General features: G+C 47.8%; 17 protein-coding genes. 9 read left to right on the plus strand and 8 right to left on the minus strand.

The window, feature by feature from the left end; genetic code table 11:
• Window positions 1-110: 110 nt before the first annotated feature.
• Complete coding sequence (locus DW800_RS05780; protein WP_119957893.1) at window positions 111-1628, minus strand: DUF4301 family protein; 1518 nt, start codon at window positions 1626-1628, stop codon at window positions 111-113.
• Window positions 1629-1733: 105 nt separating this feature from the next.
• On the opposite strand from DW800_RS05780, the gene DW800_RS05785 reads away from it, so the two are divergent.
• Together DW800_RS05785 and DW800_RS05790 are read left to right on the plus strand one after the other, a co-directional pair.
• Window positions 1734-3953: a RelA/SpoT family protein gene (locus DW800_RS05785; RefSeq protein WP_005827714.1), complete on the plus strand. Its 2220-nt coding sequence runs from the start codon at window positions 1734-1736 to the stop codon at window positions 3951-3953.
• A gap of 16 nt (window positions 3954-3969) precedes the next feature.
• Window positions 3970-4341 (plus strand): diacylglycerol kinase family protein, encoded by a 372-nt coding sequence (locus DW800_RS05790; protein ID WP_005827712.1) that lies wholly within the window; start codon window positions 3970-3972, stop codon window positions 4339-4341.
• On the opposite strand, the gene DW800_RS05795 is transcribed toward DW800_RS05790, so the two are convergent.
• The 3 genes from DW800_RS05795 to DW800_RS05805 all read right to left on the minus strand — a co-directional run bounded on the left by DW800_RS05795 (window position 4317) and on the right by DW800_RS05805 (window position 6820).
• Window positions 4317-5294 (minus strand): MFS transporter, encoded by a 978-nt coding sequence (locus DW800_RS05795; RefSeq protein ID WP_005827710.1) that lies wholly within the window; start codon window positions 5292-5294, stop codon window positions 4317-4319. The genes DW800_RS05790 and DW800_RS05795 overlap by 25 nt on opposite strands.
• A complete protein-coding gene (gene panB / locus DW800_RS05800) occupies window positions 5275-6096 on the minus strand; it encodes a 3-methyl-2-oxobutanoate hydroxymethyltransferase (protein ID WP_034523185.1) in 822 nt (273 codons plus the stop codon). The genes DW800_RS05795 and panB overlap by 20 nt, the downstream gene beginning before the upstream one ends.
• Window positions 6097-6172: 76 nt before the next feature.
• Complete coding sequence (locus DW800_RS05805; RefSeq protein ID WP_005827705.1) at window positions 6173-6820, minus strand: HAD family hydrolase; 648 nt, start codon at window positions 6818-6820, stop codon at window positions 6173-6175.
• 118 nt (window positions 6821-6938) lie between these two features.
• On the opposite strand from DW800_RS05805, the gene DW800_RS05810 reads away from it, so the two are divergent.
• The gene (locus tag DW800_RS05810) at window positions 6939-8294 is read left to right on the plus strand and encodes an MATE family efflux transporter (RefSeq protein ID WP_005827703.1); all 1356 of its coding nucleotides are present in this window, start codon (window positions 6939-6941) and stop codon (window positions 8292-8294) included.
• Between the two features lie 151 nt (window positions 8295-8445).
• Here the strand turns inward: DW800_RS05810 and DW800_RS05815 are convergent, their stop codons facing one another.
• From DW800_RS05815 to DW800_RS05830, 4 genes are read right to left on the minus strand one after another with little or no spacing between them, the layout of a single operon-like run.
• A complete protein-coding gene (locus DW800_RS05815; protein ID WP_008664475.1) occupies window positions 8446-10749 on the minus strand; it encodes an ABC transporter permease in 2304 nt (767 codons plus the stop codon).
• A gap of 19 nt (window positions 10750-10768) precedes the next feature.
• Window positions 10769-13072, minus strand: coding sequence for an ABC transporter permease (locus DW800_RS05820; RefSeq protein ID WP_008664474.1), 2304 nt, complete (start codon window positions 13070-13072; stop codon window positions 10769-10771).
• A gap of 21 nt (window positions 13073-13093) precedes the next feature.
• Window positions 13094-13777: an ABC transporter ATP-binding protein gene (locus DW800_RS05825; protein ID WP_008664472.1), complete on the minus strand. Its 684-nt coding sequence runs from the start codon at window positions 13775-13777 to the stop codon at window positions 13094-13096.
• A 25-nt stretch (window positions 13778-13802) separates the two neighbouring features.
• Window positions 13803-16118, minus strand: coding sequence for an ABC transporter permease (locus tag DW800_RS05830; RefSeq protein ID WP_008664470.1), 2316 nt, complete (start codon window positions 16116-16118; stop codon window positions 13803-13805).
• Between the two features lie 284 nt (window positions 16119-16402).
• Here DW800_RS05830 and DW800_RS05835 point away from each other — a divergent pair, with 284 nt between their 5' ends.
• From DW800_RS05835 to DW800_RS05860, 6 genes are all read left to right on the plus strand, one after another.
• Window positions 16403-17209 carry a metallophosphoesterase family protein gene (locus tag DW800_RS05835; protein WP_008664467.1) on the plus strand — a complete coding sequence of 269 codons (807 nt, stop codon included), beginning with the start codon at window positions 16403-16405 and terminating at the stop codon, window positions 17207-17209.
• A complete protein-coding gene (locus DW800_RS05840) occupies window positions 17184-17921 on the plus strand; it encodes a hypothetical protein (RefSeq protein ID WP_005827685.1) in 738 nt (245 codons plus the stop codon). Before DW800_RS05835 ends, DW800_RS05840 begins: the two co-directional genes overlap by 26 nt.
• A gap of 244 nt (window positions 17922-18165) precedes the next feature.
• Window positions 18166-19536 carry a sigma-54-dependent transcriptional regulator gene (locus tag DW800_RS05845; protein ID WP_119957894.1) on the plus strand — a complete coding sequence of 457 codons (1371 nt, stop codon included), beginning with the start codon at window positions 18166-18168 and terminating at the stop codon, window positions 19534-19536.
• Complete coding sequence (locus DW800_RS05850; RefSeq protein WP_119957895.1) at window positions 19526-20833, plus strand: sensor histidine kinase; 1308 nt, start codon at window positions 19526-19528, stop codon at window positions 20831-20833. The genes DW800_RS05845 and DW800_RS05850 overlap by 11 nt, the downstream gene beginning before the upstream one ends.
• A 94-nt stretch (window positions 20834-20927) precedes the next feature.
• Window positions 20928-22379 (plus strand): potassium/proton antiporter, encoded by a 1452-nt coding sequence (locus tag DW800_RS05855; protein ID WP_005827676.1) that lies wholly within the window; start codon window positions 20928-20930, stop codon window positions 22377-22379.
• Between the two features lie 115 nt (window positions 22380-22494).
• Window positions 22495-24162, plus strand: coding sequence for a long-chain fatty acid--CoA ligase (locus DW800_RS05860; protein ID WP_005827674.1), 1668 nt, complete (start codon window positions 22495-22497; stop codon window positions 24160-24162).
• Window positions 24163-24439 lie beyond the last annotated feature (277 nt).

Genomic DNA, 24439 nt, shown 5'->3' on the forward strand with positions numbered 1-24439 from the left:
TTACGATTTGACGACGTACGATGTACGATTAGAGTTACTTTAGACAATAAACCGCCACAAGCCAAAGCAATCCCAATCGTACATCGTAAATCGTCTAATAGTAAATCCTCTTATTGGTGCTGGTCTCTCAACAAGTCATTCACCGTCTTTACCGGATTGAATGTAGTCAGAGGCACTTCTACAAATACTGTGTTCCAATCACTCATGGCTCCGTTCCACAAACCGGGAAGTTCAAGCGCTTTCAGGTCCTTGCCGTTCTTGGACTTATAGGAGATGAACCCCGTCGCTTTATCCACATACTTCACAAGATTGAACTTATGTCCTTTATAGTCACGTACGGCGCAAACCAAATCCACCGGATTGAAATGGGTACCTTTTTCAAACATTTCCTTCTTTTCCGGGTCGTCCATATCAATCTGCGAACTTTCCAGAATCTGCAGAGAGATAGTACCGTCACTGTTGTATGCCAAGAACGGACCTCCGCCCGGTTCGCCTACGTTCTTCACCATACCGCAAACACGCATCGGACGGTTCAGCTTCTCTTTCAGATATATAACCAACTCGGCATCTTCCAGATTCTTTGTCTCCGGATTCTTGCAATAGAGTTGTTTCTGCAGGAATTGCAGAACTTCAAGAATTTGCTCGTGTGTATACTTCCCGCTGTCAAGCAACTGCAGATAAGCAAACGCTCTCTGCTGTAACGCTACCAGCACACCGGCAATCAGTTTCTTATATAATACGGTGTCACCTTTCAGCTTGTCGGGTACCACATTGTCTATATTCTTTATGAAGATAATATCCGCATCAAGGTCATTCAAGTTTTCAATCAAGGCGCCATGACCGCCGGGACGGAACAACAATTTGCCATTGTCGCGGAAGGGTTTGTTTTCCATATCGGCGGCAATGGTATCGGTGCTCGGCTTCTGTTCCGAAAAAGAGATGTTATAATCCACCCCATACTTCTTTGCATAAGCGGCAGCCTTTTCGTCTACCAAAGCCTTGAACAAGGCACGATGTTCGGGCGAAACCGTGAAATGCACATTCACCTTACCGTTCTTATTGGCAGCATACAATGCTCCTTCTACCAAGTGCTCTTCCAGCGGCGTGCGGCTACCGTCTTCATACTTATGGAACTTAAGCAATCCTTTGGGCAGAGCACCATAGTTCAGTCCGGCCCCTTCGAGTAAGGCAGCAACAACCGCCTTGTAGTTTCCAGCGGCAACCAAAGTCGGTATATCCTTTCCGGCAGTCCTCTGGCAAGCGGTATTCAAGTCATCATAGAAGGCAAACTTCTCTATTTTCTCAAAGAAAGTCTTTTCAAAGTTTGTCTGGGGAGTGTCATAGTCTGCCCCGAGAAATTCAAACAAGTTCTTGAACATACGGCTGGCAGCACCCGAAGCAGGCACAAACTTCACCACCACTTTATCGGTTTGTGTATATGCCTCCCAGGCATCCAGGTATTTCTTCTGTTCATCCGTATCCGGAGCCAGTATACCCTTTTCTACAGAAGCGGCGGCAGACAGCTTCAAGTATGGAAAACCTTTTTCGAAACAAGCCAACTGTTCGGCTATTTGTTCTTCGGAGATGCCTTTATTTTCGAGCAACTCTTTGTCTTGCGGTGTTATCATAATATCTTGTTTTATTAATTCATGCCCAAAAATACAAAAAAAGCAGAACTGCCGTCAAGAAAATGAAGAAAAAACTTACCTTTGAAGCATAAAATACGGACGATTATGGAAACTGATGAATTTTTCACTATCAAAGAGAAAGATTTACTCTTCTCGCTCTACCGCAAACTGTTGCAACTTTCCGGAGAAACCCTCCAGAAGGGGGACTGCAAAAAGCTGAAAACACATCTTGTCAATACTATACAGAACAACCGTATCCAGCGTGATATATTCGGTTTGAATCCCGTCATCAAAGATATGCAGACGGCTGTCATTGTAGCGGAAGAAATCGGAATGAAGCGTGCTTCTATCCTGGGGCTCATGCTGCACGACTCCGTGCGCTGCGGCACTTGCACCGCTCTGGAAGTGGAGCAAATCTATGGCGAGGATGTGGCAGGCATCATCCGGGGATTGATACGTGTAAACGAACTTTATTCCAAAAGCCCTACCATCGAGTCCGAGAATTTCCGCAACTTGTTGCTGACTTTCGCCGAAGACATGCGTGTCATTCTCATCATGATTGCCGACCGCGTAAACATCATGCGGCAGATAAAGGATTGCAAGAACGATGAAGCCCGTCGGCAGGTAGCCAACGAAGCGGCTTATCTCTATGCGCCCCTTGCCCATAAGCTGGGTCTGTACAAATTGAAGTCGGAACTGGAAGACCTCTCATTGAAATATACAGAAAAGGAAGTTTACTACCATATCAAGGAAAAACTGAATGAGACCAAGGCATCGCGTGACAAGTACATTGCCGCCTTCATTGCACCGGTACAGAAGAAGCTCGAAGAAGCCGGACTGAAGTTCCATATTAAAGGACGCACCAAGTCCATCCACTCCATCTACCAGAAAATGAAGAAGCAGAAATGCCCCTTCGAAGGCGTGTATGACCTGTTCGCCATCCGCGTCATCCTGGACTCTTGCCTGGAAAAGGAGAAACTGGAATGTTGGCAGGCCTACTCCATCGTAACAGATATGTACCAGCCTAACCCGAAAAGGCTACGCGACTGGCTGTCCGTACCTAAAAGCAACGGATATGAATCACTGCACATCACCGTGATGGGCCCCGAAGGCAAATGGGTGGAAGTACAAATACGTACCGAACGCATGGATGATATTGCCGAACGAGGCCTGGCCGCCCATTGGCGATACAAAGGAGTGAAAGGTGAATCTGGTCTTGACGAATGGCTGACTTCCGTACGCGAAGCCTTAGAGAGCTCGGACAGCAACGGACTGGAAACGATGGACCAGTTCAAACTGGATTTGTACGAAGACGAGGTATTTGTATTTACCCCCAAAGGTGATTTGTTCAAACTTGCCAAAGGCTCCACCGTGCTCGATTTTGCGTTCCACATCCATAGCAAACTGGGCTGCAAATGTATCGGTGCAAAAGTGAACGGCAAGAATGTACAGCTGAAGCAAATGCTGCATAGCGGTGACCAGGTGGAGATAATGACATCGAATACGCAGACGCCCAAGCAGGACTGGCTGAACATCGTAACCACCTCCAAGGCACGCACCAAAATACGCCAGGCATTGAAGGAAATGGCTGCACGCCAGCACGCCTTCGCTAAGGAAACCCTGGAACGCAAGTTCAAGAACCGGAAGATAGAGTATGATGAAGGAACCATGATGCGCCTCATCAAGCGCCTCGGTTTCAAGATAGTGACCGACTTCTATCAAGCCATAGCCGATGAAGAACTGGATGTCAACGAGATTATAGACAAATACCAGGAACAGCAAAGACGGGAAAATGATACGCGCGACGATATTGTCTACCGCAGTGCTGAAGGCTATAACCTTCAACAAGGCATACCGGAAGAGATAGGTACCAAAGAAGATGTACTGGTCATTGATCAAAATCTGAAAGGATTGGATTTCAAGTTGGCACGCTGCTGCAATCCCATCTATGGAGATGATGTATTCGGCTTTGTCAGTGTGACGGGAGGTATCAAGATACACCGTTGCGATTGTCCCAATGCCAGTGATTTGCACTCACGTTTCGGCTACCGTATCGTGAAGGCACGCTGGGCCGGAAAGTCACAAGGTACACAGTACCCCATCACCCTGCGCGTAGTGGGACACGATGACATCGGCATCGTGACCAACATCACTTCCATCATTTCCAAAGAAACGGGTATTACTTTGAGAAGCATCGGCATTGACTCGCATGACGGGCTGTTCTCCGGAACACTGACCATCATGGTGAGCGATACGGGACATCTGGAAGCACTTGTCAAGAAACTGAGAACAGTAAAGGGAGTGAAACAGGTTTCAAGGAATTAAGCAACAACTATAATCCATGAAGTACGACTTTAAAAAGCAGTTGCGCAGTTTCGGATATGCCTGGAAAGGTATCCGGTGTTGCATAGGAAAAGAACAGAACCTGAGCTTCCATCTGATAGCTACGGCTGTGGTAGTCATTGCAGGATTCGTTTTAGGCATTACCCGCATGGAGTGGATGATAATCATTCTCTGCATCGGAGTGGTGATAGCAGCCGAACTGTTCAATACCGCCATTGAGAAGCTGGTCGACCTGGTGTCTCCCCAACAGCATCCCGTGGCAGGGCAAGTAAAAGACATAGCCGCCGGAGCAGTACTGGTATGTGCTGCAACGGCGGCCATTATAGGATTGATTGTATTTATCCCTTACCTCACCCGCTTCTTCTTATAATAAGGATAGGTCAGCAGTACAAAGAAAAATACGGCAAGCATAGCAGCAACAGACGCCACATGGTATATCTGCGCTTTGTCCATCAGGTGGCAAGCCACAGTCATGCCCACCAGCAGCCCTGCCTCCATAGACAAATGACAAGTGGTGTTTGCCGTTCCACGCTGGCAATGGTGCGACAGCTTGACGAACATCTTCATGAACGGGACTGTAATGAACACCAATACAGCCAATGCCGCCAATGACCAGTAATCGCCCACAAACATCAGTGGCAGCAACGCTCCCGGTACAAAAGCAATCAGTAGCATATTGATGGCAGGTATCCATGCACGCGGCAATAAGAAGCGGTCCATATTGCACAACGACACGCCTATCGGAGCACGGAAAGCCACATATACCCTCGATGCGAAAAATATGCTAGCCAGTCCGGCCGCTACGGACAGATAGGTCACCATACGGAAACCATACATCTTATACATTCCAATGCCCAACACAACACCCACCAGCATGCCCAAGCGTGCAGCCCATGCATATACCATGTTTCCTGCGCTGCGGCGCGCGGAAGTCGTTATGTCGATGGCCACCGTAATGCCCGCTGTGGTTGCCAGCCCGAAACATGCTCCCTGCACAGCGGCAAGCAGCAGAAATTTCGTATAACCATCCACAAAGGCATATCCCAGAACAGCCGCCAGCATAATGAGTGCGGAGTAAAGGAGCACGTGTTTCCTTTTATATTCATCGACCAGATAGGCATGGAAAGGACCGACAGCAAACATGGCCACCACAAAGACCAGAAACATGCTGCCCGCTTGCCCGACGGAAACACCCAACTGCTCTCCCATCACAAAAGGAAGCAAAGGGAAAAGCATATAGACGGATATGAACAGCAACAGATTTGCCGTACACATCCGCCAAAAATTGAGTGTCATGAGTTTGTTAGTACTGTTCTTTCTCATTCGGGAAATCTAAATTCTTCACATCGGATACATAACGGCTGATGGCATCCGTCATCACTGTATGCAGGTCGGCATAGCGACGCAGGAAACGGGGACGAAAACCGTTATTCATACCCAGCATATCCTGAACCACCAACACCTGGCCGTCCACATCGCCACCGGCACCGATGCCTATAACGGGTATAGTCAGCTCGCTTGCCACGCGGGCAGCCAATGCGGCAGGAATCTTCTCCAATACCAGTCCGAAGCATCCGGCTTCTTCCAGCAAATGCGCATCGCGTACCAGTTTCTCGGCTTCGGCATCATCCTTGGCACGGACCGTATATGTTCCATACTTGTTGATGGATTGGGGCATCAGTCCGAGATGTCCCATGATGGGAATACCGGCGCTGAGGATACGCTTCACCGTACCGATGATTTCCTCGCCTCCCTCCAGTTTGAGGGCGTCGGCATGGCTTTCTTTCATAATACGGATAGCGGAAGCCAATCCCTCCAGTTCGTTGCCCTGATAAGAGCCGAAAGGCATGTCGACAATGACCATGGCACGCTTCACACCGCGAACCACGGATTTGCCATGATAAATCATCTGGTCGAGCGTGATGGGAAGCGTGGTGACATTGCCTGCCATTACATTGGAAGCGGAATCTCCCACCAGAATCACGTCTACCCCGGCACCGTCCACAATCTGCGCCATAGTATAGTCGTATGATGTCAACATTGATATTTTTTCGCCTCTCTGTTTCATTTCGATAAGGCGATGTGTAGTCACTTTACGAGTGTCGTCTGAAATATAACCCATGATAGTATTTACAATTTGGCAATTTACAATTTACAATTACTCAATTTAATTTTCGGCGCAAAGGTAATCCTTTTTCTGATTACTTGTGCAATTGAGTTAATTTATCGTAAGTGAATCCCTGAAAGTCATCCAATACATAATGACACAACGGAGCTATGTCTTCACGGGAATTGGTGGTTGCCAACCCTATAACGGTAGCTCCTGAAGCCATGCCGGCTTTCAGCCCGTTGAAAGAATCCTCGAATACATATGTGGTGTCGGGAGTTGTGCCGAAAACCTCCATACCCAACAGAAAACAATCCGGTGCAGGCTTGGAAGCCGTAAACATCTCGGCCGTAAGGATACGGTCGAAAAGAGTCTTTATTTCGGGATGAACCCGATAGACAGCTGCCATCTTCGCTTCGTTGGAGCTGGTCACTACGGCAGTCTTCACCCCATTCCGGTGTAGGTCGGCAATGAAGTCAAGCACTCCGGGAATAAAGTCGAATGACATTTCCTGTTCAAAGCGGTTCAGCCGTTCGGTAATTTCGGCTTGTTCCTTCGCCATACCCGGAAAAAAGGTATCATAAATATAGACCAGCGTCTGGCCCTTCACCCTGCCTTCAATATCATCCATACCCAAATACTGCTTTCCCATTTCATGCCAGAAGTGACTGTACTGTGTTTCCGTGTCTACCACCACGCCGTCAAAATCAAAAAGTACGGCGGTTGCTTTTGTTGTGTCCATAAACTTTCTTTTACCTAAATCTGTTAATACCAAAACATTATAGCGTACAAAGGTGGGAATAATCTGCGAATCAAACAAATATTTTATACCTTTGTGCTCCTTAATTGACTCATATCAAATGAACAACGCGCATATATTAGGAACCGAACGTATTGGCAAACTGCTTGTGCAGTACTCCATTCCGGCCATTATAGGCATGACGATTACTTCGTTGTACAACATCATCGACAGCATTTTCATCGGTCATGGCGTAGGTCCTATGGGCATTGCCGGACTCGCCATTACTTTCCCTCTGATGAATCTGGTCGTGGCTTTCTGTACGATGGTATCGGCAGGTGGCTCCACCATTTCGTCCATCCGGTTGGGACAGAAAGACCTGGACGGAGCAACGGAAGTATTGGGAAACACACTGATGTTCTGCCTGGTCAACGCATTCATATTCGGCAGTGTTTCATTCATCTTTCTGGATGACATCCTGCGCTTCTTCGGTGCCAGCAATGATACGTTGCCATATGCCCGCGACTTTATGCAGGTGATATTACTGGGTACCCCCGTCACTTATACCATGATTGGCCTAAACAATATCATGCGTGCCACGGGATATCCCAAGAAAGCGATGCTCACGTCTATGGTAACGGTAGTCTGCAACATAATCCTCGCTCCCATTTTCATCTTCCAATTTGACTGGGGAATACGGGGAGCTGCAACGGCAACGGTCATCTCGCAGTTCATCGGCATGGTGTGGGTAGTGAGCCATTTCCTGCAAAAGACAAGTGTGGTACGTCTGCAACGGGGGTTCTGGAAGATGAAGAAACGTATCATCAGTAGTATATTATCCATCGGTATGTCACCGTTCCTGATGAACGTCACGGCATGTGTCATTGTGATTATCGTAAACAACAGCCTCCAACAGTACGGAGGCGATATGGCCATCGGGGCATATGGCATTATCAACCGACTGCTGGTACTCTATGTAATGATTGTATTGGGGCTGACGATGGGAATGCAACCGATTGTAGGCTATAACTTCGGTGCGCAAAAGCACGACCGTGTGAAGGCTACCCTGCGCCTGACCATCATTGCCGGAGTATGTATCACCAGTACCGGCTTCCTTATCTGCGAATTGTTCCCCCATGCCATATCTGCCATCTTTACCAGTGATGAAGAGTTGATAGATATTGCTTCCAGAGGCGTACGCATTGCCGTAGCCATATTCCCGCTGGTAGGCGCACAGATTGTCATTGGCAATTTCTTCCAAAGCATCGGGAAAGCGAAAATCAGCATCTTCTTATCGCTGACACGCCAATTACTGTATCTGTTGCCGGGACTACTGATATTCCCACATTACTTTGGGCTGGACGGCATCTGGATATGTATGCCGGTATCGGACTTCTTTGCTTTTGTAACGGCAGCGGTGGCATTGTGGATATATGTAAAGAGATTACCCACAGGAATTACCGAAAAAGCGAGGTGAAAGTGATTTATTCTACTGCAAATATTGCATTTTATGTTATAACAAATAAATTGTTCGAAAATATATCATTCATTCAGCCCAAACACATCATCTATTCGCCCCAAACAGATGGTCTGTCTACCCCAAACGCATGATGTATGTTGCGGCAACTTTATTCGCTCTTGATGCTCTTTACCGGATTTTCATTGGCAATGCACCATGCCTTCAATACCACGGTAGCAACGATAAACAACAGCAACAGACAACCTACAAGAATATATCCGCCTATAGGGAATGGCACAACATCAGAGAACTGGCTCGCCCAAAGCTTTCCGGCCCGGCATGCTCCCCCAATACCTATGGTGACAGACGGAATGGCCAGCCAAAGCACATCTCTTGACAATAACAGCAAAATACTTTCCGTCTCCGCTCCATTCACTTTACGAATGGCAATCTCTTTTGAACGCAGGCGGATTTCATCATTCACATAGCCTATCAGTCCCATCAGAATGATAAAGAGTATGGTCAATGAAACCAGCAGGGTGACATCACGAAATACCCGTACAGACTCGGCATAACTGCGCATTTCCTGCTCCACCGAACGGAATACGAGGCTTTTCTGAGGATAAATCCGATGCATCTCTTCATTGAGGCGGGCGAGATTTTCATCCAATGGCTCTTTGAGGCGAACATGCAGGGTGGCAGCTGTCTTCCCCGTCCATTCCACCATCACCGGCAAATTATCGTTGGGCATATCGGCAAAACTGAAACTGTCTAACAGCCCGACAACAGTGCCATAATCATTCACCCGCTTGCCTATGGGGCTGTCTGTCCAATTCATCTTCTCACAAAAGACACTGTTGACAAGCAACTGACCTTCTCCCGTCAAGTTATGCCCCTCTTTCAGTCTCAGACCAATGAAAGGAAGAAAATCACTGTCGAACCAAGTATTACGAGGATAGAAAAGCTCGTTACCCTGATTGTCAAGAATTGGCTGGTTAGAACCGAACCACAATATAGGGCGTTCTGCCGAAGCAACCCCTTCCACATAAGGCAAACTGCCGACAAGACTACGCAGGCTATTGCCATCCACTTCCCGCTGGGTGGTATATGCCACACGTTCAGGACGCCAACCACGGTCACGCGTCGTTACATAACTGTACTGTGAAACGACCATCAGCATCATCCCCAGAATGAATGCCGCTCCGATGAACTGAACAAAAAGCAGTACCCGTTTCCAGCCACGACGCCCGGAAGTGTAGCGGCGGAACACTTGTGTCACCGGAATACGAGCGAAAAGCATGGCAGGCAGGCAACCACCTAAAATAAACAGTAACAGTATCACCGACAATGGTGCCCAAAGATTCTGCCAGTCAAAAAGAGCACTGAGAGGTACAGCTGCCAATTCTTCCATTTTTTCGTGGAAAATATACACCAGCAGTCCAATGAGCAGCAAGGCAAGCCCTACTACTATAGCAGTCTCTACCATGAACATGGAAAAGATGCTACTTCCCGAAGCACCGCTGCATTTGTGTACACCGATGGCCTTGGCACGCTGTGTCAGCGAAGCCACGGAAACGAGTACATAATTCAATGCGGTCGTAAAAAGCAGCACGATACCCAGGAAGAACATAATCCAAATCATCTTCCGTACTTGAGGAGTCTCGACATGCAGATTATGGATAGGGACAATACGTACGCTCAATTCTAAACCACTTTCCGGTGGAATATGACGGGCAATAGCTATGGACATACGCTCATTCAGCCAATCAGCATCCTGCGGGCTGCGCAGCCTGAGATAACCGTCGTAGTTTCCGCCGCTTTGCCAACCTAGGTTCCACTTCAGATGCCGCCCTATAGTAGGAAAGGAAATGATTGCCTCTGGACGCCTCTCCAAAGAAGTGTTCAACGGAATATCGGCAAAGATACCCTTCACGAGCAGTGTAGTCTGATATCCCCAAAAATCATAACGCAGTGTTTTCCCTATCGGATTTTCGTCACCGAAGGCCTCCTTTGCTGACTTGGCAGAAAGGAATACGACATCCGGACCCGCCAAATCCTGTGGATTGCCTTCTATCATCTCCAAACCGAGTACAGAAAAATAAAGTGTATCTGCCATCACCGTGGACATATCTAATTGGCGCTCACCCAACTGGAAACTATTATCAAAAAGAGAACAGCTCACTGTGCTACTTTCCACTTGTTCCGGAAACTCTTCGGCAATGGCAGCCGGAATCGGAATGATGGTAAAGCGACTTTCGTTACCTTCCAACACTCCATTTTTCAACCAACCCGTCTTCACAATATAAAGGTTATCCGAATCATGATAAAAGTTATCAAAACTCAACTCGAATGCAATCCGTGCAAATAGAAATACAGACATCAGCAGTCCCAATGCCAAAGATACAATCTTAATGGCATTGGAACCTTGCTTGTGCAACAAGCTTTGTAATGTATAATAAATGTGCCGCCTCATAATTTCCTGAAGTTATTCTTTATTCACTCTTGATACTGTCTACCGGATTCTCATTGGCAATCCGCCATGCCTTGAATACTACACAACCGATGATGAGCAATAGTACAATGCATGCAATAAGCAAGAATCCGCAGATACCAAAATCCACTCCCTCCACAAACTGCTCTATCCAGACACCGCCTATATACCAGGCTCCCAGCCCTCCAAGAAAAACGGCCGGCAAGGATATCCAGAATATATCCTTCGAGAAAAGCCGGAGAATGGATGACGCTTCCGCACCATTCACCTTGCGGATGGCAATTTCCTTGCTGCGGCGTTGTATCTCGTCATTGATGTAGCCAATCAACCCCATTAACGTAACAAAAAGGATGGTTATGGCAGCCAGTAAAGCTGCATTACGGAAATCCGTGACGGTACTGTTCTGGTCGTCAATGACCTTTTGGAACGAGGAAAATACAATGTCACGGGTGGGAAACAGCTTTTCCATGTCTTCGTTCAAACGCTTGAGGTTATCGTCAAAAGGCTCTTTCAGACGTAATTGGATGTTTCCGGAAAATCGGTCAAGATAAGTTGCATACATAGGTTGCACCGCCACATAAGCGGCATTGGATGTGGCAAAGTCTTTCAGTACACCTACAATATTGCCCGCTATGCGATCGCCGTTGCGCACTTGCCTGCCTATCGGTTTATCTTCCCAATGCATCATTTTCAAAAATGTTTCATTGACCAATATCTGCCCAGGGGCATCCATATTCTTGCCTTCCGCAAATTCCAACTTCATAAACGGGGCATAGTCCTTGCCAAATTCCACCCAACGCATGCTCATCCACTGCCCGTTATCAGTCGTAACCCCTTCTCCACTCAATCCGTCTGTAAGAAGATTACCGCTACAAGCTCCATCTTCCACATAAGGCAAAGAAAGCATCACACTACGATTTGCATCGCTTTCCGCATCCGAGTCAAAGGATACGCCCGAAGCATAAGCCACCCGGTGGTAATCGAATCCACGTTCTTTATTGGTGATGTAATGGCTCTGCATAAGCACCAGCCCCAACAAGCCGAAAATAAAAGAGGTACCGGCAAACTGCACAAACAAGAGCGGACGTTTCCAGCCTTTCTTGCCTTCGGTGTACCGGCGGAAAACCTGCGTCACCGGAATGCGGGCAAAAAGCTGCCCGGGCAACATGCCGCCTATCATAAACAAAATGACTATCACTGAAAGCGGTGCCCAAATGTTTTCCCAAGAGAAAAGACCGGCAAGACTAACGTCGAGCATGTCCTCCAACGGCTCACGGAAATTAAATAGAAGCAGCGCTACAAGCAGCAAGGAAGAAAGCATGATGACTCCGGTCTCCCATAAGAACATACCGAAAATAGTTCCCGTATTTGCCCCACTACATTTATGTACGCCTATAGCTTTGGCACGACGGTTCATGGCTGAGATGGAAATAAGCACATAATTCATCGCCACAATAAAAAGTATGGCGGTTCCCAGCGTCAACAGAATCCATACCATACGCATGGTACTGATACCAAATTCCATACGGTAGTCCTTTATCGGAACCAGACTGATAAACACATCATCGCTCTTGCGCACCTGCTCGGCAAGTTTCTCTATTCGGGTGTTCACATCGTCCAATTGCACCCCCGGGCGCAGACGGACAAAGGACATATAGCTGTCTCCACCTCCCCACCCCCAGTATCCCCAATGATGCTTGAAGGAGGTAGCCAGAGACATCACGACACCACTTCCATAGAAACTGGAGTTTTCGGGAAAATCTTCAAAAATGCCCTTCACGGTCATTGGCATCTGTTTGTTATAGACCACCGTCTGCCCGATGGGATTCTTATCGGCAAACATGCTGCCGGCCAGCTCCCTGCTGATGAAGACCACCTCCGGATTATTCAGCTCGCGAGGGTCTCCACTGACAACATCAATGCCCATAGTGGCAAAGAAACAAGAATCGGCCGTCATGGCATTGGTCTGGAAACGGCGTTCATTGGCAAACCAAGCCGAATTGCTCCACCATTGCTGGGTGACGGTAACACTCTCCACCTCGTCAGGCAGGTTTTCGGCAATGGTACCAGCCACCGGTCCAAGAGTTATATGCGAAGGATGATACTCGTTGTTGTAATACCATACTGTTTTGACAAGACACAAACGTTCATGGTCCTTGTAGCAGGTATCATAATTGAGCTCGAATGCCTGACGGGAAAAAATGAGGATACTGACTGCCAACCCCAGTCCCAAGGAAATAATCTTGATGAGGTTGGAGCCTTTTCCTCGTATCAGTGTCTGAAGAGTGTAATATAGTTGTCTCATGGAAGTTGTTTTAAAAGTCTGTTACAAATCCTGCGCTGCCACACTTGCCACCACACTACCGTCGAAAAGATGTATCGTGCGGTGTGCAAACGAGGCGTCGTGCTGGCTGTGGGTCACCATAATAATCGTAGTACCCTCTTTATTCAGTTCTGTCAACAGATTCATCACCTCAGCTCCGTTCTTGGAGTCCAAGTTACCGGTAGGCTCATCGGCGAGTATCAGCTTGGGATTGGTTACGACCGCACGGGCTATCGCCACACGCTGCTGCTGACCGCCGGAAAGCTGTTGCGGGAAGTGTTTGGCACGGTGGCTGATGTTCATCCGCTTCAGAATATCCTCTACCATGCGTTTGCGCTCACTTGCCTTCACGCCGAGGTACGTAAGGGGAAGTTCCACATTCTCGTAGACGTTCAGTTCGTCTATCAGGTTGAAGCTCTGGAACACGAATCCCAGCTTGCCCTTGCGCACACGGGTACGTTCCTTTTCCTTCAAGTCCGCTACTTCCTGACCGAGCAGCTTGTAACTGCCCTCCGTAGGATTGTCCAGCAGCCCGAGGATGTTCAGCAAGGTGGACTTGCCGCAACCTGACGGTCCCATAATGGCTACAAACTCCCCCTCCTTTACATCGAGGCTGACGTGGTTCAATGCTACTGTCTCTACTTCCGAAGTACGGAATACTTTGCTGATGTTGTTAATTTCAATCATGATATTCTATGTATTAATATTATTATCATTCGCTCTTAATGCTGTTTACCGGGTTCTCGTTCGCTATCCGCCAGGACTTCCAAAGTACGCAGGCTACGATAATCACCAAATTGGCCATCACTACCAGTACGTATACTGCCCAACTGACGGGAATACGCTCCGCGAACTGTTCCATCCACATTCCGTTGACATACCATGCCAATACCGTACCGATGACAACTGCCGGAGCTGCCACAACGAGTATATCCCTTGACAACATTTCCAAGATGCCAGAAGCCTCTGCGCCGTTCACTTTGCGGATGGCAATCTCCTTGCTGCGGCGGCGCACCTCATCGGTGGTATACCCAATCAGCCCCATCAGCATGATGAAGAACATGGTCACTGCCGCCATCAAGGTGGCATTGCGGAATACACGGACAGAATTATAACTATTCTCTATTCTTTTCTCATAGCCGGTAAAGTCAATAGTCTGGTCATGGAAAGCCTCGGCTACATCGTGGTTCAGCTTCTGCAGATTTTCGGTAAAGGGTTCTTTCAAACGGACATGTACCGTTCCATAAAAATTCTTGTTTCCCCGGGCTATGAAAGGCATCTTCTCGGTTCTGAAACTCTCTATCTGGAAATCCTTCAACTGCCCTACGACCTTGAATGTATTCCCTTCGGTATATACCGTACGGCCCACGACGTCGTCTCCCCAACGCATCATCTCGGCAAAGGTCTCGTTCACCACGACTTCCTCTTTATCGCGCGCCATACGTCCCGTCTTCATAGTCATGCCCATCAAAGCAGGAAAGTCCTCGCGCATGAAATAAGAAGAACGACAAGAGAACAGTGCCTGCCCGCTCTCACTATGAATCATCGAACCGCTATATCCGCTAATGGGCGTGCTGTTGGCGCTGGACACCGCTTCCACGTAGGGCAATCCCTTGAAGAACTGATAAGCCGCATCACGCGTCGCTTCATTATCCCAGTAGGCATTGCCTATGGCTATCTGCTTGGGATTATACCCCATATCCTTTTTCAGTACATACTGGTATTGCGACATCACCACACACATCAATCCACTAATGAATGCCACGCCTGCAAACTGGACAAACAGCAACGGACGCTTCCAGCCCTTCTTCCCCTCGGTATAGCGGCGGAACACCTGCGATACGGGAATACGCGCAAAGAGCCGGCCCGGCAATACGCCTCCCACTATAAACAGCAGAAGCACTACCGACAACGGTACCCAGATACGCTCCGGAGCCAACAAGGTGGAGAGCTTTACAACGACCGTGTCTTCCACAAAATCGCGGAAGTTGAGCATTATCAACGCCATCAGCAGCAATGCCGCCACAATGATGATACCCGTTTCCAGCAAAAACATGCTGAAAACCGTGCCACCGCTCGCACCGCTGCATTTATGTACGCCTACCGACTTGGCGCGGTAGCTCATAGAGGAAATGGAAATCAGCACATAGTTCAACGCCGCAATGAAAAGAATGGCAAAACCAAGAATGCTCATGATGACACGCATCCGCTGCACATCATCATAATTGCGGTATGTATCACGGATGGGCTGCACAAAAGCCGTGTAACCGTACTCTTTCTTATCTTCTGCCGGGCGATATTTGTCTATCATGGCATCAATACGCGCATTGACAACAGATTTGTCGGCACCGGGACGGAAACGGATAAACTCTACCCAACTGTCTCCCCCGCTCCACGAGTAGTTATTCCAGTTGCGGCTCCACAAGGTAGGCATCGAGATAACCGCTTCCGGATTGATTGTGGCGTTCTCAGGCAAATTGGCATAGATTCCCTTCACCGTCAGGTCAAACTGATGGTCATAATTAAGCGTTTTCCCTATAGGATTCTCCTCACCGAACACTTTCCTTGCAAAGCGTTCACTCAAGAAAATAATATCCTTCTGCACCAAGTCCTTTTCGGGATTCCCGTTCAGGACGTCGATACCCATGGTACGGAAGAACAGCGAATCGGCTGCAATCTTCCTGTCATCAAGACGCACGCTTCCATTGTAAAGGGGAGCAGATACCATAGACGTGCTCAAACTTACCGCCGACTCCACCTCTTTGGGGAAGTTCTCCAAAATGGCCCCTGCCACGGGACCGCAATTCCACTCTTGAGGCTCAAACTTCTCTCCTTTCACCGAGAATATCGACCATACCTGATACAAGTTATCATAATCCTTAAAGCAAGTGTCAAAACTCTGTTCATATGCCACGCGGGAGAAAAGCAGAATACTCATCGTCAATCCCAATCCCAAAGAAATGACCTTGATGATATTCGAACCGCGTCCCCGCAGTAAAGTCTGAATTACATAATAGATTTGTTTCATTCCGTTTATCGTTTATTAGATTTATTTTCTTGCTTTTCATATTGCAGAAAGCGTGCCAAAGAATACACAAACCTGATTATCAGCGCATATCGTATTTCAGAAGAAGACAAAGGTGTCTAATTTTTAGACACTCCCGTCTAAAAATTAGACAGAGGCCGAATCTCTGTTCAGCCTCATAGAACAAAAAAAAGGAAAATTAGAAAAGAATCCATAAGAATGAAAACTTTACCTTTGCCCACAGTTTTCTAAAGATAGAGTATAAACGTAAAATGAAGCACCTGCACATGAAATTCCCCAAACTCTTATATCCTTCATTCCTATGCCTGCTTATAGCCGGCTGCGACATGATAGATTATCACCCTTACGATGTACACATCAGCGGTGAAACCGATGTCAATGCCCACAACATTGCCCAAATAGAGCAGAACTGCCAGAACAAGACAACAATCCGGTTCGTAACAATGGGTGATTCCCAGCGCTGGTATGACGAGACCGACGACTTTGTAAGCCACCTCAACAAGCGGGACGACATAGATTTCGTCATTCATGGCGGAGACGTCAGTGACTTCGGTGTAACAGACGAGTTCCTTTGGCAACGGGACATTATGAACAAACTCAAGATACCCTATGTGGTACTTCTCGGCAATCACGACTGCCTGGGCACGGGCGAAGAGACTTATCGTGCAATATTCGGAGACCCCAATTTCTCCTTCATTGCAGGACGGGTAAAGTTTGTCTGCCTGAATACCAACGCCATCGAATTCGACTACTCCCGCCCCATTCCCGACTTCGAGTTTCTTGCCGCACAGATACGCGACCATGAAGAGGAATTCGATAAAACCGTTGTGTCCATGCATATACGCCCGTTCTGCAACGAGTTCAACAATAATGTGGCACACGTATTCCAGCGTTACATCAAGGAATTTCCCGGACTGCAGTTCTGTACATCCGCACACGAACACCATCGCTTCGAGAAAGACCTCTTTGAAGATGGGATAATGTATTACATGAGCGACTGCATGAAGAACCGCAATTACTATATATTCACCATAACCCCCGACGGATATGAACGCGAAGTGGCATATTATTAATCACCTGGCATGCGCCGTCGTCTTCTTGTCGGTATGCTCTTTTTCTGCTTTTTCACAAGAGAGAGATACCATCTTCATCATAGAACACGATACCGTATGGATGGACCTGCAACCGGATGCCGTCATTGAAAGCCAGACCAGAGAGAACCGTTATGACCGCCGCGTACACCGCTACCGCAGGCATTGGGAGGCCTTGATTCCGACGCACACCAAAATTCAGTTTGCCGGCAATATGGGGTTGCTGTCATTCGGTACCGGATGGGATTACGGCAGAAGAAACCAATGGGAAACAGACGTATTCTTCGGAGTATTGCCCAAATATGACTCCAAACGTACCAAGCTGACATTCACTGTCAAGCAGAACTACCTTCCCTGGAGCCTGCAAATAAAACAGAGCCGTTTTTCTGTAGAACCGCTGGCTTGCGGTATGTATCTGAACACGGTATTCGGCGATGAATTCTGGGTCAATGAACCGGAACGCTACCCTAAAGGATATTATGGTTTCTCCTCTAAGGTACGCATCCATGCATTCTTAGGACAGCGCATCACTTACGACATCGACCCGCAACGACGGTTCACGGCCAAAGAAATCACTTTCTTCTATGAAATAAGTACATGTGACCTATATGTAGTCAGCGCCTTCACCAACAAGTATCTGAAACCCAAGGATTATCTGAGCTTGTCATTTGGCATCAAACTGCAACTGCTATAATTTTTTTTCAGTACCGCCATGAGCTCTTACTGAAGTTGCTACAAACTAATTTCTATCTTACTTAAATCTATTCGTCCCACAATCGTTATATTATCGTCCGACAGCTGTTGAATTATCGTCCGATAACTGTTGGACGATAATTCAACAGCTGTCGGACGATTAATTCTTAGTAAGCAAAAATATAGAATAAAGCATATAATACAGATAAATCATTAACTTTGCCTGCAGAAAACAGAAATAGTTTATGGCCAAAAAAAACGGAAACATCCTGATTGTCGATGATAACCGAGGCGTACTTACCGCCTTGCAGCTTTTGTTAAAGCCATATTTTGAAGAGATAATCACACTTCCCTCTCCCGTAACCCTGCCCAGCGTATTGCGAGAAAGGTCATGGCAAGTGGTTCTTCTTGACATGAACTTCACCTCGGGCATCAACACCGGCAACGAGGGACTATACTGGCTCCATGAAATAAAGAAGCAATGTCCCACCCTGCCCGTAGTGCTGTTTACCGCCTATGCCGACATTGACCTTGCCGTACGGGGAATCAAGGAAGGAGCCACAGACTTCGTCGTGAAACCCTGGAACAACCAGAAACTGGTGGAAACCTTACTGAATGCCGTATCAGCTTCTGAAACAAAATCTCCGGCCAACGGCCCAAATGCCGGACGTACGGCAGAAAGCAGCCACCTGTTTGCAGATACCCGCAACATGTATTGGGGAAACAGCCCCACCATGCAGCAGCTCCGCCTTTTGGTGGAAAAAGTGGCCTCTACCGATGCCAATATCCTTATTACGGGCGAGAACGGTACCGGTAAAGAGATGCTGGCACGCGAAATTCACTCCCTTTCACCGCGCAACCGGCAGGAGATGGTAAGTGTGGATATGGGTGCAGTCACCGAAAGCCTTTTCGAGAGCGAACTGTTCGGCCACATGAAAGGCTCTTTCACCGATGCCCATGCCGACCGTGCCGGCAAGTTCGAAGCAGCCAGCCGCAGCACCCTCTTTCTCGATGAAATAGGCAATCTCCCCTACCATCTGCAAGCCAAACTGCTGACCGCCATCCAACGACGCAGCATTGTCCGTGTAGGCAGCAACACTCCCATTCCCGTAGACATACGGCTGATTTGCGCTACAAACCGCAATCTGCCCGAGATGGTGGCAAAAGGCGAATTCCGCGAGGACCTGCTATACCGCATCAACACGATACATCTTGAGATACCCTCGTTGCGCGAGCGGCCCGAAGACATCATCCCCCTTGCAGAACTTTTCATCGCCCGCTTCTGCAAGCAATATGACAAGCCCCCCGTCCGCCTGACGGACGGCGCCCGCGAGAAACTTACGCTCCACCCCTGGTACGGCAATATCCGCGAACTGGAACATGCCATCGAAAAAGCCATTATCATCTGTGACAACGAAACCCTTCCAGCAGAACTGTTCCAGCTGGCACGGCGAACCGGCACTCCCGAAGCAGCCGCATCCACGCTCGAAGAAATGGAAATGCAGATGATACGGAAGACGCTCGACAAATGCAGCGGAAATCTCTCTGCCGTCGCCGCACAGCTGGGTATCACCCGCCAGACGTTGTACAACAAAATGAAGAAGTATGGCCTTTAATTATTCATTCCGCGTTGCCGTCAGTCTGGCAGTAGCACTCCTTGCAGGGGTGATGTGGACTGTAGACGTATTTTGGGGCGTGTTCTGCACCGCGCTGCTTCCCATAGCCCTGTACTGGCAGCAGAAGCTATACCGCCATCATGTGCGGAAAGTGCTTTTCATGCTCGACGCCATCGAAAACAACGACAATGCCATCCACTTCTCCGAAACGGAAAACACTGCCGACGCACGACTCGTGAACCGTGCATTGAACCGGGTTGCCCATATACTTTATAATGTGAAAAGTGAAACAGCCCAGCAAGAAAAATACTACGAACTCATCCTGGACTGCGTGAATACCGGTATCCTTGTCCTGAACGACAATGGTGCCGTATATCAGAAAAACAGCGAAGCCCTCCGTTTGCTGGGCCTCAATGTCTTTACCCACGTCAGCCAGCTGAACCGCGTGGATCCGCGTCTTTCGTCCCTTCTTGCCAATTGCCGCCCGGGAGACAAATTGCAAATGCCTTTCAACAACGAGCGAGGCACTGTCAACATGTCTGTCCGCGTCAGCGACATCACAGTCCGTAAAGAACATCTGCGCATCCTCGCCTTGAACGACATCAACAACGAGCTGGATGAAAAGGAAATAGATTCCTGGATTAGGCTTACCCGCGTACTGACGCACGAAATAATGAACGCCGTCACTCCCATAACCTCCCTGAGCGATACACTGCTGGGACTGACCGAGGCACAAGCCTCCAAAGAAGAAATCAGAAACGGCCTGCAGACTATCAGCAGTACAGGCAAGGGCCTGCTCTCTTTTGTGGAATCATACCGGAAATTCACCCGTATTCCCACCCCCGAACCATCCTTGTTCTACGTAAAAAGCTTTATCGAGCGGATGGTCGAACTCGCCCGTCACCAGCACCCCGATGTCCGGGTCACCTTTCATACGGACATCGCGCCAAGCGACCTTATTCTATATGCCGATGAGAACCTGGTATCACAAGTGGTCATCAACCTACTGAAAAATGCCATACAAGCCATCGAATCGGATAAAAATACAGATAAAGAAGGACATATCAACATACGTGCCTACTGCAACGAAGCGGAAGCCATACTGATAGAAATTTCCAACAACGGACCTGCCATTCCCAATGACATTGCCGAACACATATTTATCCCCTTCTTTACGACCAAAGAGGGTGGAAGCGGTATTGGATTGAGTATTTCCCGGCAAATAATGAGGCTTTCCGGTGGAAATTTATCCTTATTGCCCAGTAAAGAAACCACCTTTATTTTAAAGTTCAATTGAACTATTTTAGATTTGTATTTGTTAAACACAATGCATATCTTTGTACTATTAGACATAAGAAACATCACATTTCAAACTATATAGCATAGAATTTATGATATTTACAGCAGGAAACATACTACTTATAGGTTCCATATTACTTTTCGTCAGCATCATTGTCGGCAAGACCGGCTACCGTTTCGGAGTGCCTGCGTTATTGCTTTTCCTTGTCGTCGGTATGCTGTTCGGCAGTGACGGATTGGGATTGCAGTTCCACAACGCCAAGGAAGCACAGTTCATCGGCATGGTTGCACTCAGCATCATTCTGTTCTCCGGTGGCATGGACACCAAGTTTACGGAGATAAAGCCCATATTGACTCCCGGCATTGTTTTGTCAACTGCAGGAGTGCTGCTCACGGCCCTCTTTACCGGATTATTTATCTGGTGGCTGTCCGGCATGAGCTGGACCAACATCCACCTGCCGTTGATAACCTCCCTTTTGCTTGCATCCACCATGTCATCTACCGACTCAGCCTCTGTATTCGCCATTCTGCGTTCACAAAAAATGAACCTGAAGCATAATCTGCGCCCCATGCTGGAACTGGAAAGCGGTAGTAACGACCCGATGGCATATATGCTGACAATCGTGCTGATTCAATTCATCCAGTCCTCCGGAATGGGAGTTCCCCAGATATTGGGCTCTTTTGCCATACAGTTCATTGTCGGTGCCGCAACCGGTTATTTCCTCGGAAAGCTGGCCATCCTTATGCTGAACCGGCTGAATATAGACAACCAGGCACTCTATCCTATCCTGTTGCTGTCCTTTGTATTCTTCACCTTCTCCATCACCGACCTGCTGAAAGGTAACGGTTACCTGGCCGTGTATATCGCCGGAATGATGGTAGGCAATAACAAAATCATGCACCGGAAAGAGATTTATACTTTTATGGATGGACTGACCTGGCTTTTCCAAATCATCATGTTCCTCTGCCTCGGTCTGCTTGTCAACCCCCATGAGATGCTGGAAGTTGCAGTCGTGGCATTGCTCATCGGCGTATTCATGATTGTCGTGGGACGTCCTCTCAGCGTTTTTCTCTGCCTGCTGCCTTTTGGCAAGAGAATCACCCTCAAGTCACGGCTATTCGTATCGTGGGTAGGATTACGTGGCGCAGTACCCATTATCTTTGCCACCTATCCCGTGGTGGCTAATGTGCCCGGTGCCCATGTCATCTTCAACATCGTATTTTTCATAACCATCGTCTCACTGGTCATCCAGGGTACCACAGTCTCCTGGGTAGCCCGGCTGCTTGGCCTCTCCACCCCGCTGGAAAAGACCGGAAATGATTTCGGAGTTGAGCTGCCCGAAGAGATTGACTCCAACCTGCACGACATGACCATTACACAAGAAATGCTGGAGCAGGCAGACACCCTGAAAGACATGAACCTGCCCAAAGGCACACTGGTGATGATTGTAAAACGTGGCGATGAGTACCTCATTCCGAACGGGACATTAAAACTTCATGCCGGTGACAAGCTGCTTCTTATTTCGGAAAATAGCAAGGAATAAGAATTACAGATAAGTTTCTATCCGTTCCAGGGCAAGAAAAAAGTGGAAACTATTTGCTTTGCATCACTATAAGACCTATCTTTGCGCAGTTTTAACTAAAGTGTGCAACAGCTGAATGGAACAAGAACAAGGGTTCATCGATTATATAGAACAAAGCATTATTAAAAACTGGGATCGCAACGCCCTGACAGACTACAAAGGAATTACACTGCAATACAAAGATGTAGCACGGAAAATAGCCAAATTCCATATCGTATTGGAAAGCGCCGGCATCAGGCCCGGTGACAAGATTGCCGTTTGCGGACGTAACAGTGCACACTGGGCAGTCGCTTTTCTGGCGACGGTTACCTATGGAGCTGTCATCGTTCCCATTCTGCATGAGTTCAAAGCCGACAATATCCACAACATCGTCAACCATTCCGAAGCCAAGCTGCTGTTTGTCGGCGACCGGGCATGGGAAAACCTCAATGAAGAGGCAATGCCCCTGCTGATGGGTATCGTACTGCTGACGGACTTCACTCCGGTAGTTTGCCGCAACGAGCAGCTGATGGAGGCTTTCGAGCATCGCAACGTCCTCTATGGCACACGTTTCCCCAAGAATTTCCGTCCCGAGCATATCAGCTACCGCAAGGAGGAATCACCCGAAGAACTGGCTGTCATAAACTATACTTCGGGCACCACGGGATATTCCAAAGGGGTCATGCTCCCCTATCGCAGCCTTTGGTCCAATGTTGCATATTGCCATGAGATGCTCCCCGTACGTCCGGGCGACCATATTGTATCCATGCTGCCTCTGGGACATGTATTTGGTATGGTGTACGATTTTCTATACGGTTTTTCCGCAGGCGCCCATCTGTATTTCCTTACCCGTATGCCGTCTCCCAAGATTATTGCACAGTCATTCTCCGAAATCAGGCCACGGGTCATTTCGTGTGTACCGCTTATCGTAGAAAAGATTATCAAGAAGGATATCCTGCCCCGGATAGACAATAAAATAGGCAAGCTGCTATTGCGGATGCCCATTGTCAACGATAAAATCAAGGCTGACATGCGCAAAAAGGCAATGGAAGTATTCGGCAGTAATTTCGATGAAATAATCATCGGAGGAGCACCGTTCAATGCCGAAGTGGAACGCTTCCTGAAGCAGATAGGCTTCCCCTATACCATTGCATACGGAATGACGGAATGCGGCCCCATCATTTGTTCCAGCCGCTGGGAAACATTGAAACTGGCCTCTTGTGGCAAGGCAACCACCCGCATGGAAGTAAAGATAGACTCTCCCGACCCTCAGAACGTGGCAGGAGAAATAATCTGTAAAGGTGCCAATCTGATGCTGGGCTATTACAAAAATGCCGAAGCGACTTCCCAAATCATCGATGTAAACGGCTGGCTGCACACCGGCGACCTTGCAACGATGGATACCGAAGGATATGTCACTGTCCGCGGACGCAGCAAAAACATGTTGCTCACAGCCAGTGGTCAGAACATCTACCCCGAGGAGATTGAAAGCAAACTGAACAACATGCCCTATGTGTCCGAATCACTGATCGTATTGCAGAAAGACAAGCTCGTGGCTCTTATCTATCCGGATTTTGACGATGCATTCGCCCATGGTATGGAACAATCGGACATCGAAAAGGTTATGGAGGACAATCGGAATGAATTGAATCTGCAATTACCGGCCTACAGCCAGATTACAAAAGTCAAGATACACTTCGAGGAGTTCGAGAAAACGGCAAAGAAGAGCATTAAAAGATTTATGTATCAGGAAGTAAAAGGGTAAGGGGAATGTGTCAAAACCTTCTTTAACGCTTTATTTTAGGCGCGGATGACGCAGATTTCACGGATTTAGTTTATTGAATCCGCATTATTCCGCGTAATCCGCGCCTAATATTATAACATTATAAAAGTCTTCATGTGCTTTTGACACATTCGCATCCTTTTTGTTAACAAAAATAGAAGCAAAGGAATAAACGGCTAATAAGTGTTATAAAACATACTTTTTTAGTTGGATAATTTGCAGATTTATCAAAAGTCCGTATCTTTGCAATGTGTTTTTC

Source organism: Bacteroides sp. AM32-11AC, from assembly GCF_003603515.1.
Classification (GTDB): Bacteria; Bacteroidota; Bacteroidia; order Bacteroidales; family Bacteroidaceae; genus Bacteroides; species Bacteroides uniformis.

Coding starts and splice junctions, on each gene's coding strand:
- DW800_RS05850 (WP_119957895.1), top strand. CDS start 19,526: ATGGCCTTTAATTATTCATTCCGCGTTGCCGTCAGTCTGGCAGTAGCA.
- DW800_RS05805 (WP_005827705.1), bottom strand. CDS start 6,820: ATGGACACAACAAAAGCAACCGCCGTACTTTTTGATTTTGACGGCGTG.
- DW800_RS05810 (WP_005827703.1), top strand. CDS start 6,939: ATGAACAACGCGCATATATTAGGAACCGAACGTATTGGCAAACTGCTT.
- DW800_RS05815 (WP_008664475.1), bottom strand. CDS start 10,749: ATGAGGCGGCACATTTATTATACATTACAAAGCTTGTTGCACAAGCAA.
- DW800_RS05855 (WP_005827676.1), top strand. CDS start 20,928: ATGATATTTACAGCAGGAAACATACTACTTATAGGTTCCATATTACTT.
- DW800_RS05840 (WP_005827685.1), top strand. CDS start 17,184: ATGAACGCGAAGTGGCATATTATTAATCACCTGGCATGCGCCGTCGTC.
- DW800_RS05845 (WP_119957894.1), top strand. CDS start 18,166: ATGGCCAAAAAAAACGGAAACATCCTGATTGTCGATGATAACCGAGGC.
- DW800_RS05785 (WP_005827714.1), top strand. CDS start 1,734: ATGGAAACTGATGAATTTTTCACTATCAAAGAGAAAGATTTACTCTTC.
- DW800_RS05825 (WP_008664472.1), bottom strand. CDS start 13,777: ATGATTGAAATTAACAACATCAGCAAAGTATTCCGTACTTCGGAAGTA.
- DW800_RS05835 (WP_008664467.1), top strand. CDS start 16,403: ATGAAATTCCCCAAACTCTTATATCCTTCATTCCTATGCCTGCTTATA.
- DW800_RS05795 (WP_005827710.1), bottom strand. CDS start 5,294: ATGAGAAAGAACAGTACTAACAAACTCATGACACTCAATTTTTGGCGG.
- DW800_RS05780 (WP_119957893.1), bottom strand. CDS start 1,628: ATGATAACACCGCAAGACAAAGAGTTGCTCGAAAATAAAGGCATCTCC.
- DW800_RS05830 (WP_008664470.1), bottom strand. CDS start 16,118: ATGAAACAAATCTATTATGTAATTCAGACTTTACTGCGGGGACGCGGT.
- DW800_RS05860 (WP_005827674.1), top strand. CDS start 22,495: ATGGAACAAGAACAAGGGTTCATCGATTATATAGAACAAAGCATTATT.
- DW800_RS05820 (WP_008664474.1), bottom strand. CDS start 13,072: ATGAGACAACTATATTACACTCTTCAGACACTGATACGAGGAAAAGGC.
- DW800_RS05790 (WP_005827712.1), top strand. CDS start 3,970: ATGAAGTACGACTTTAAAAAGCAGTTGCGCAGTTTCGGATATGCCTGG.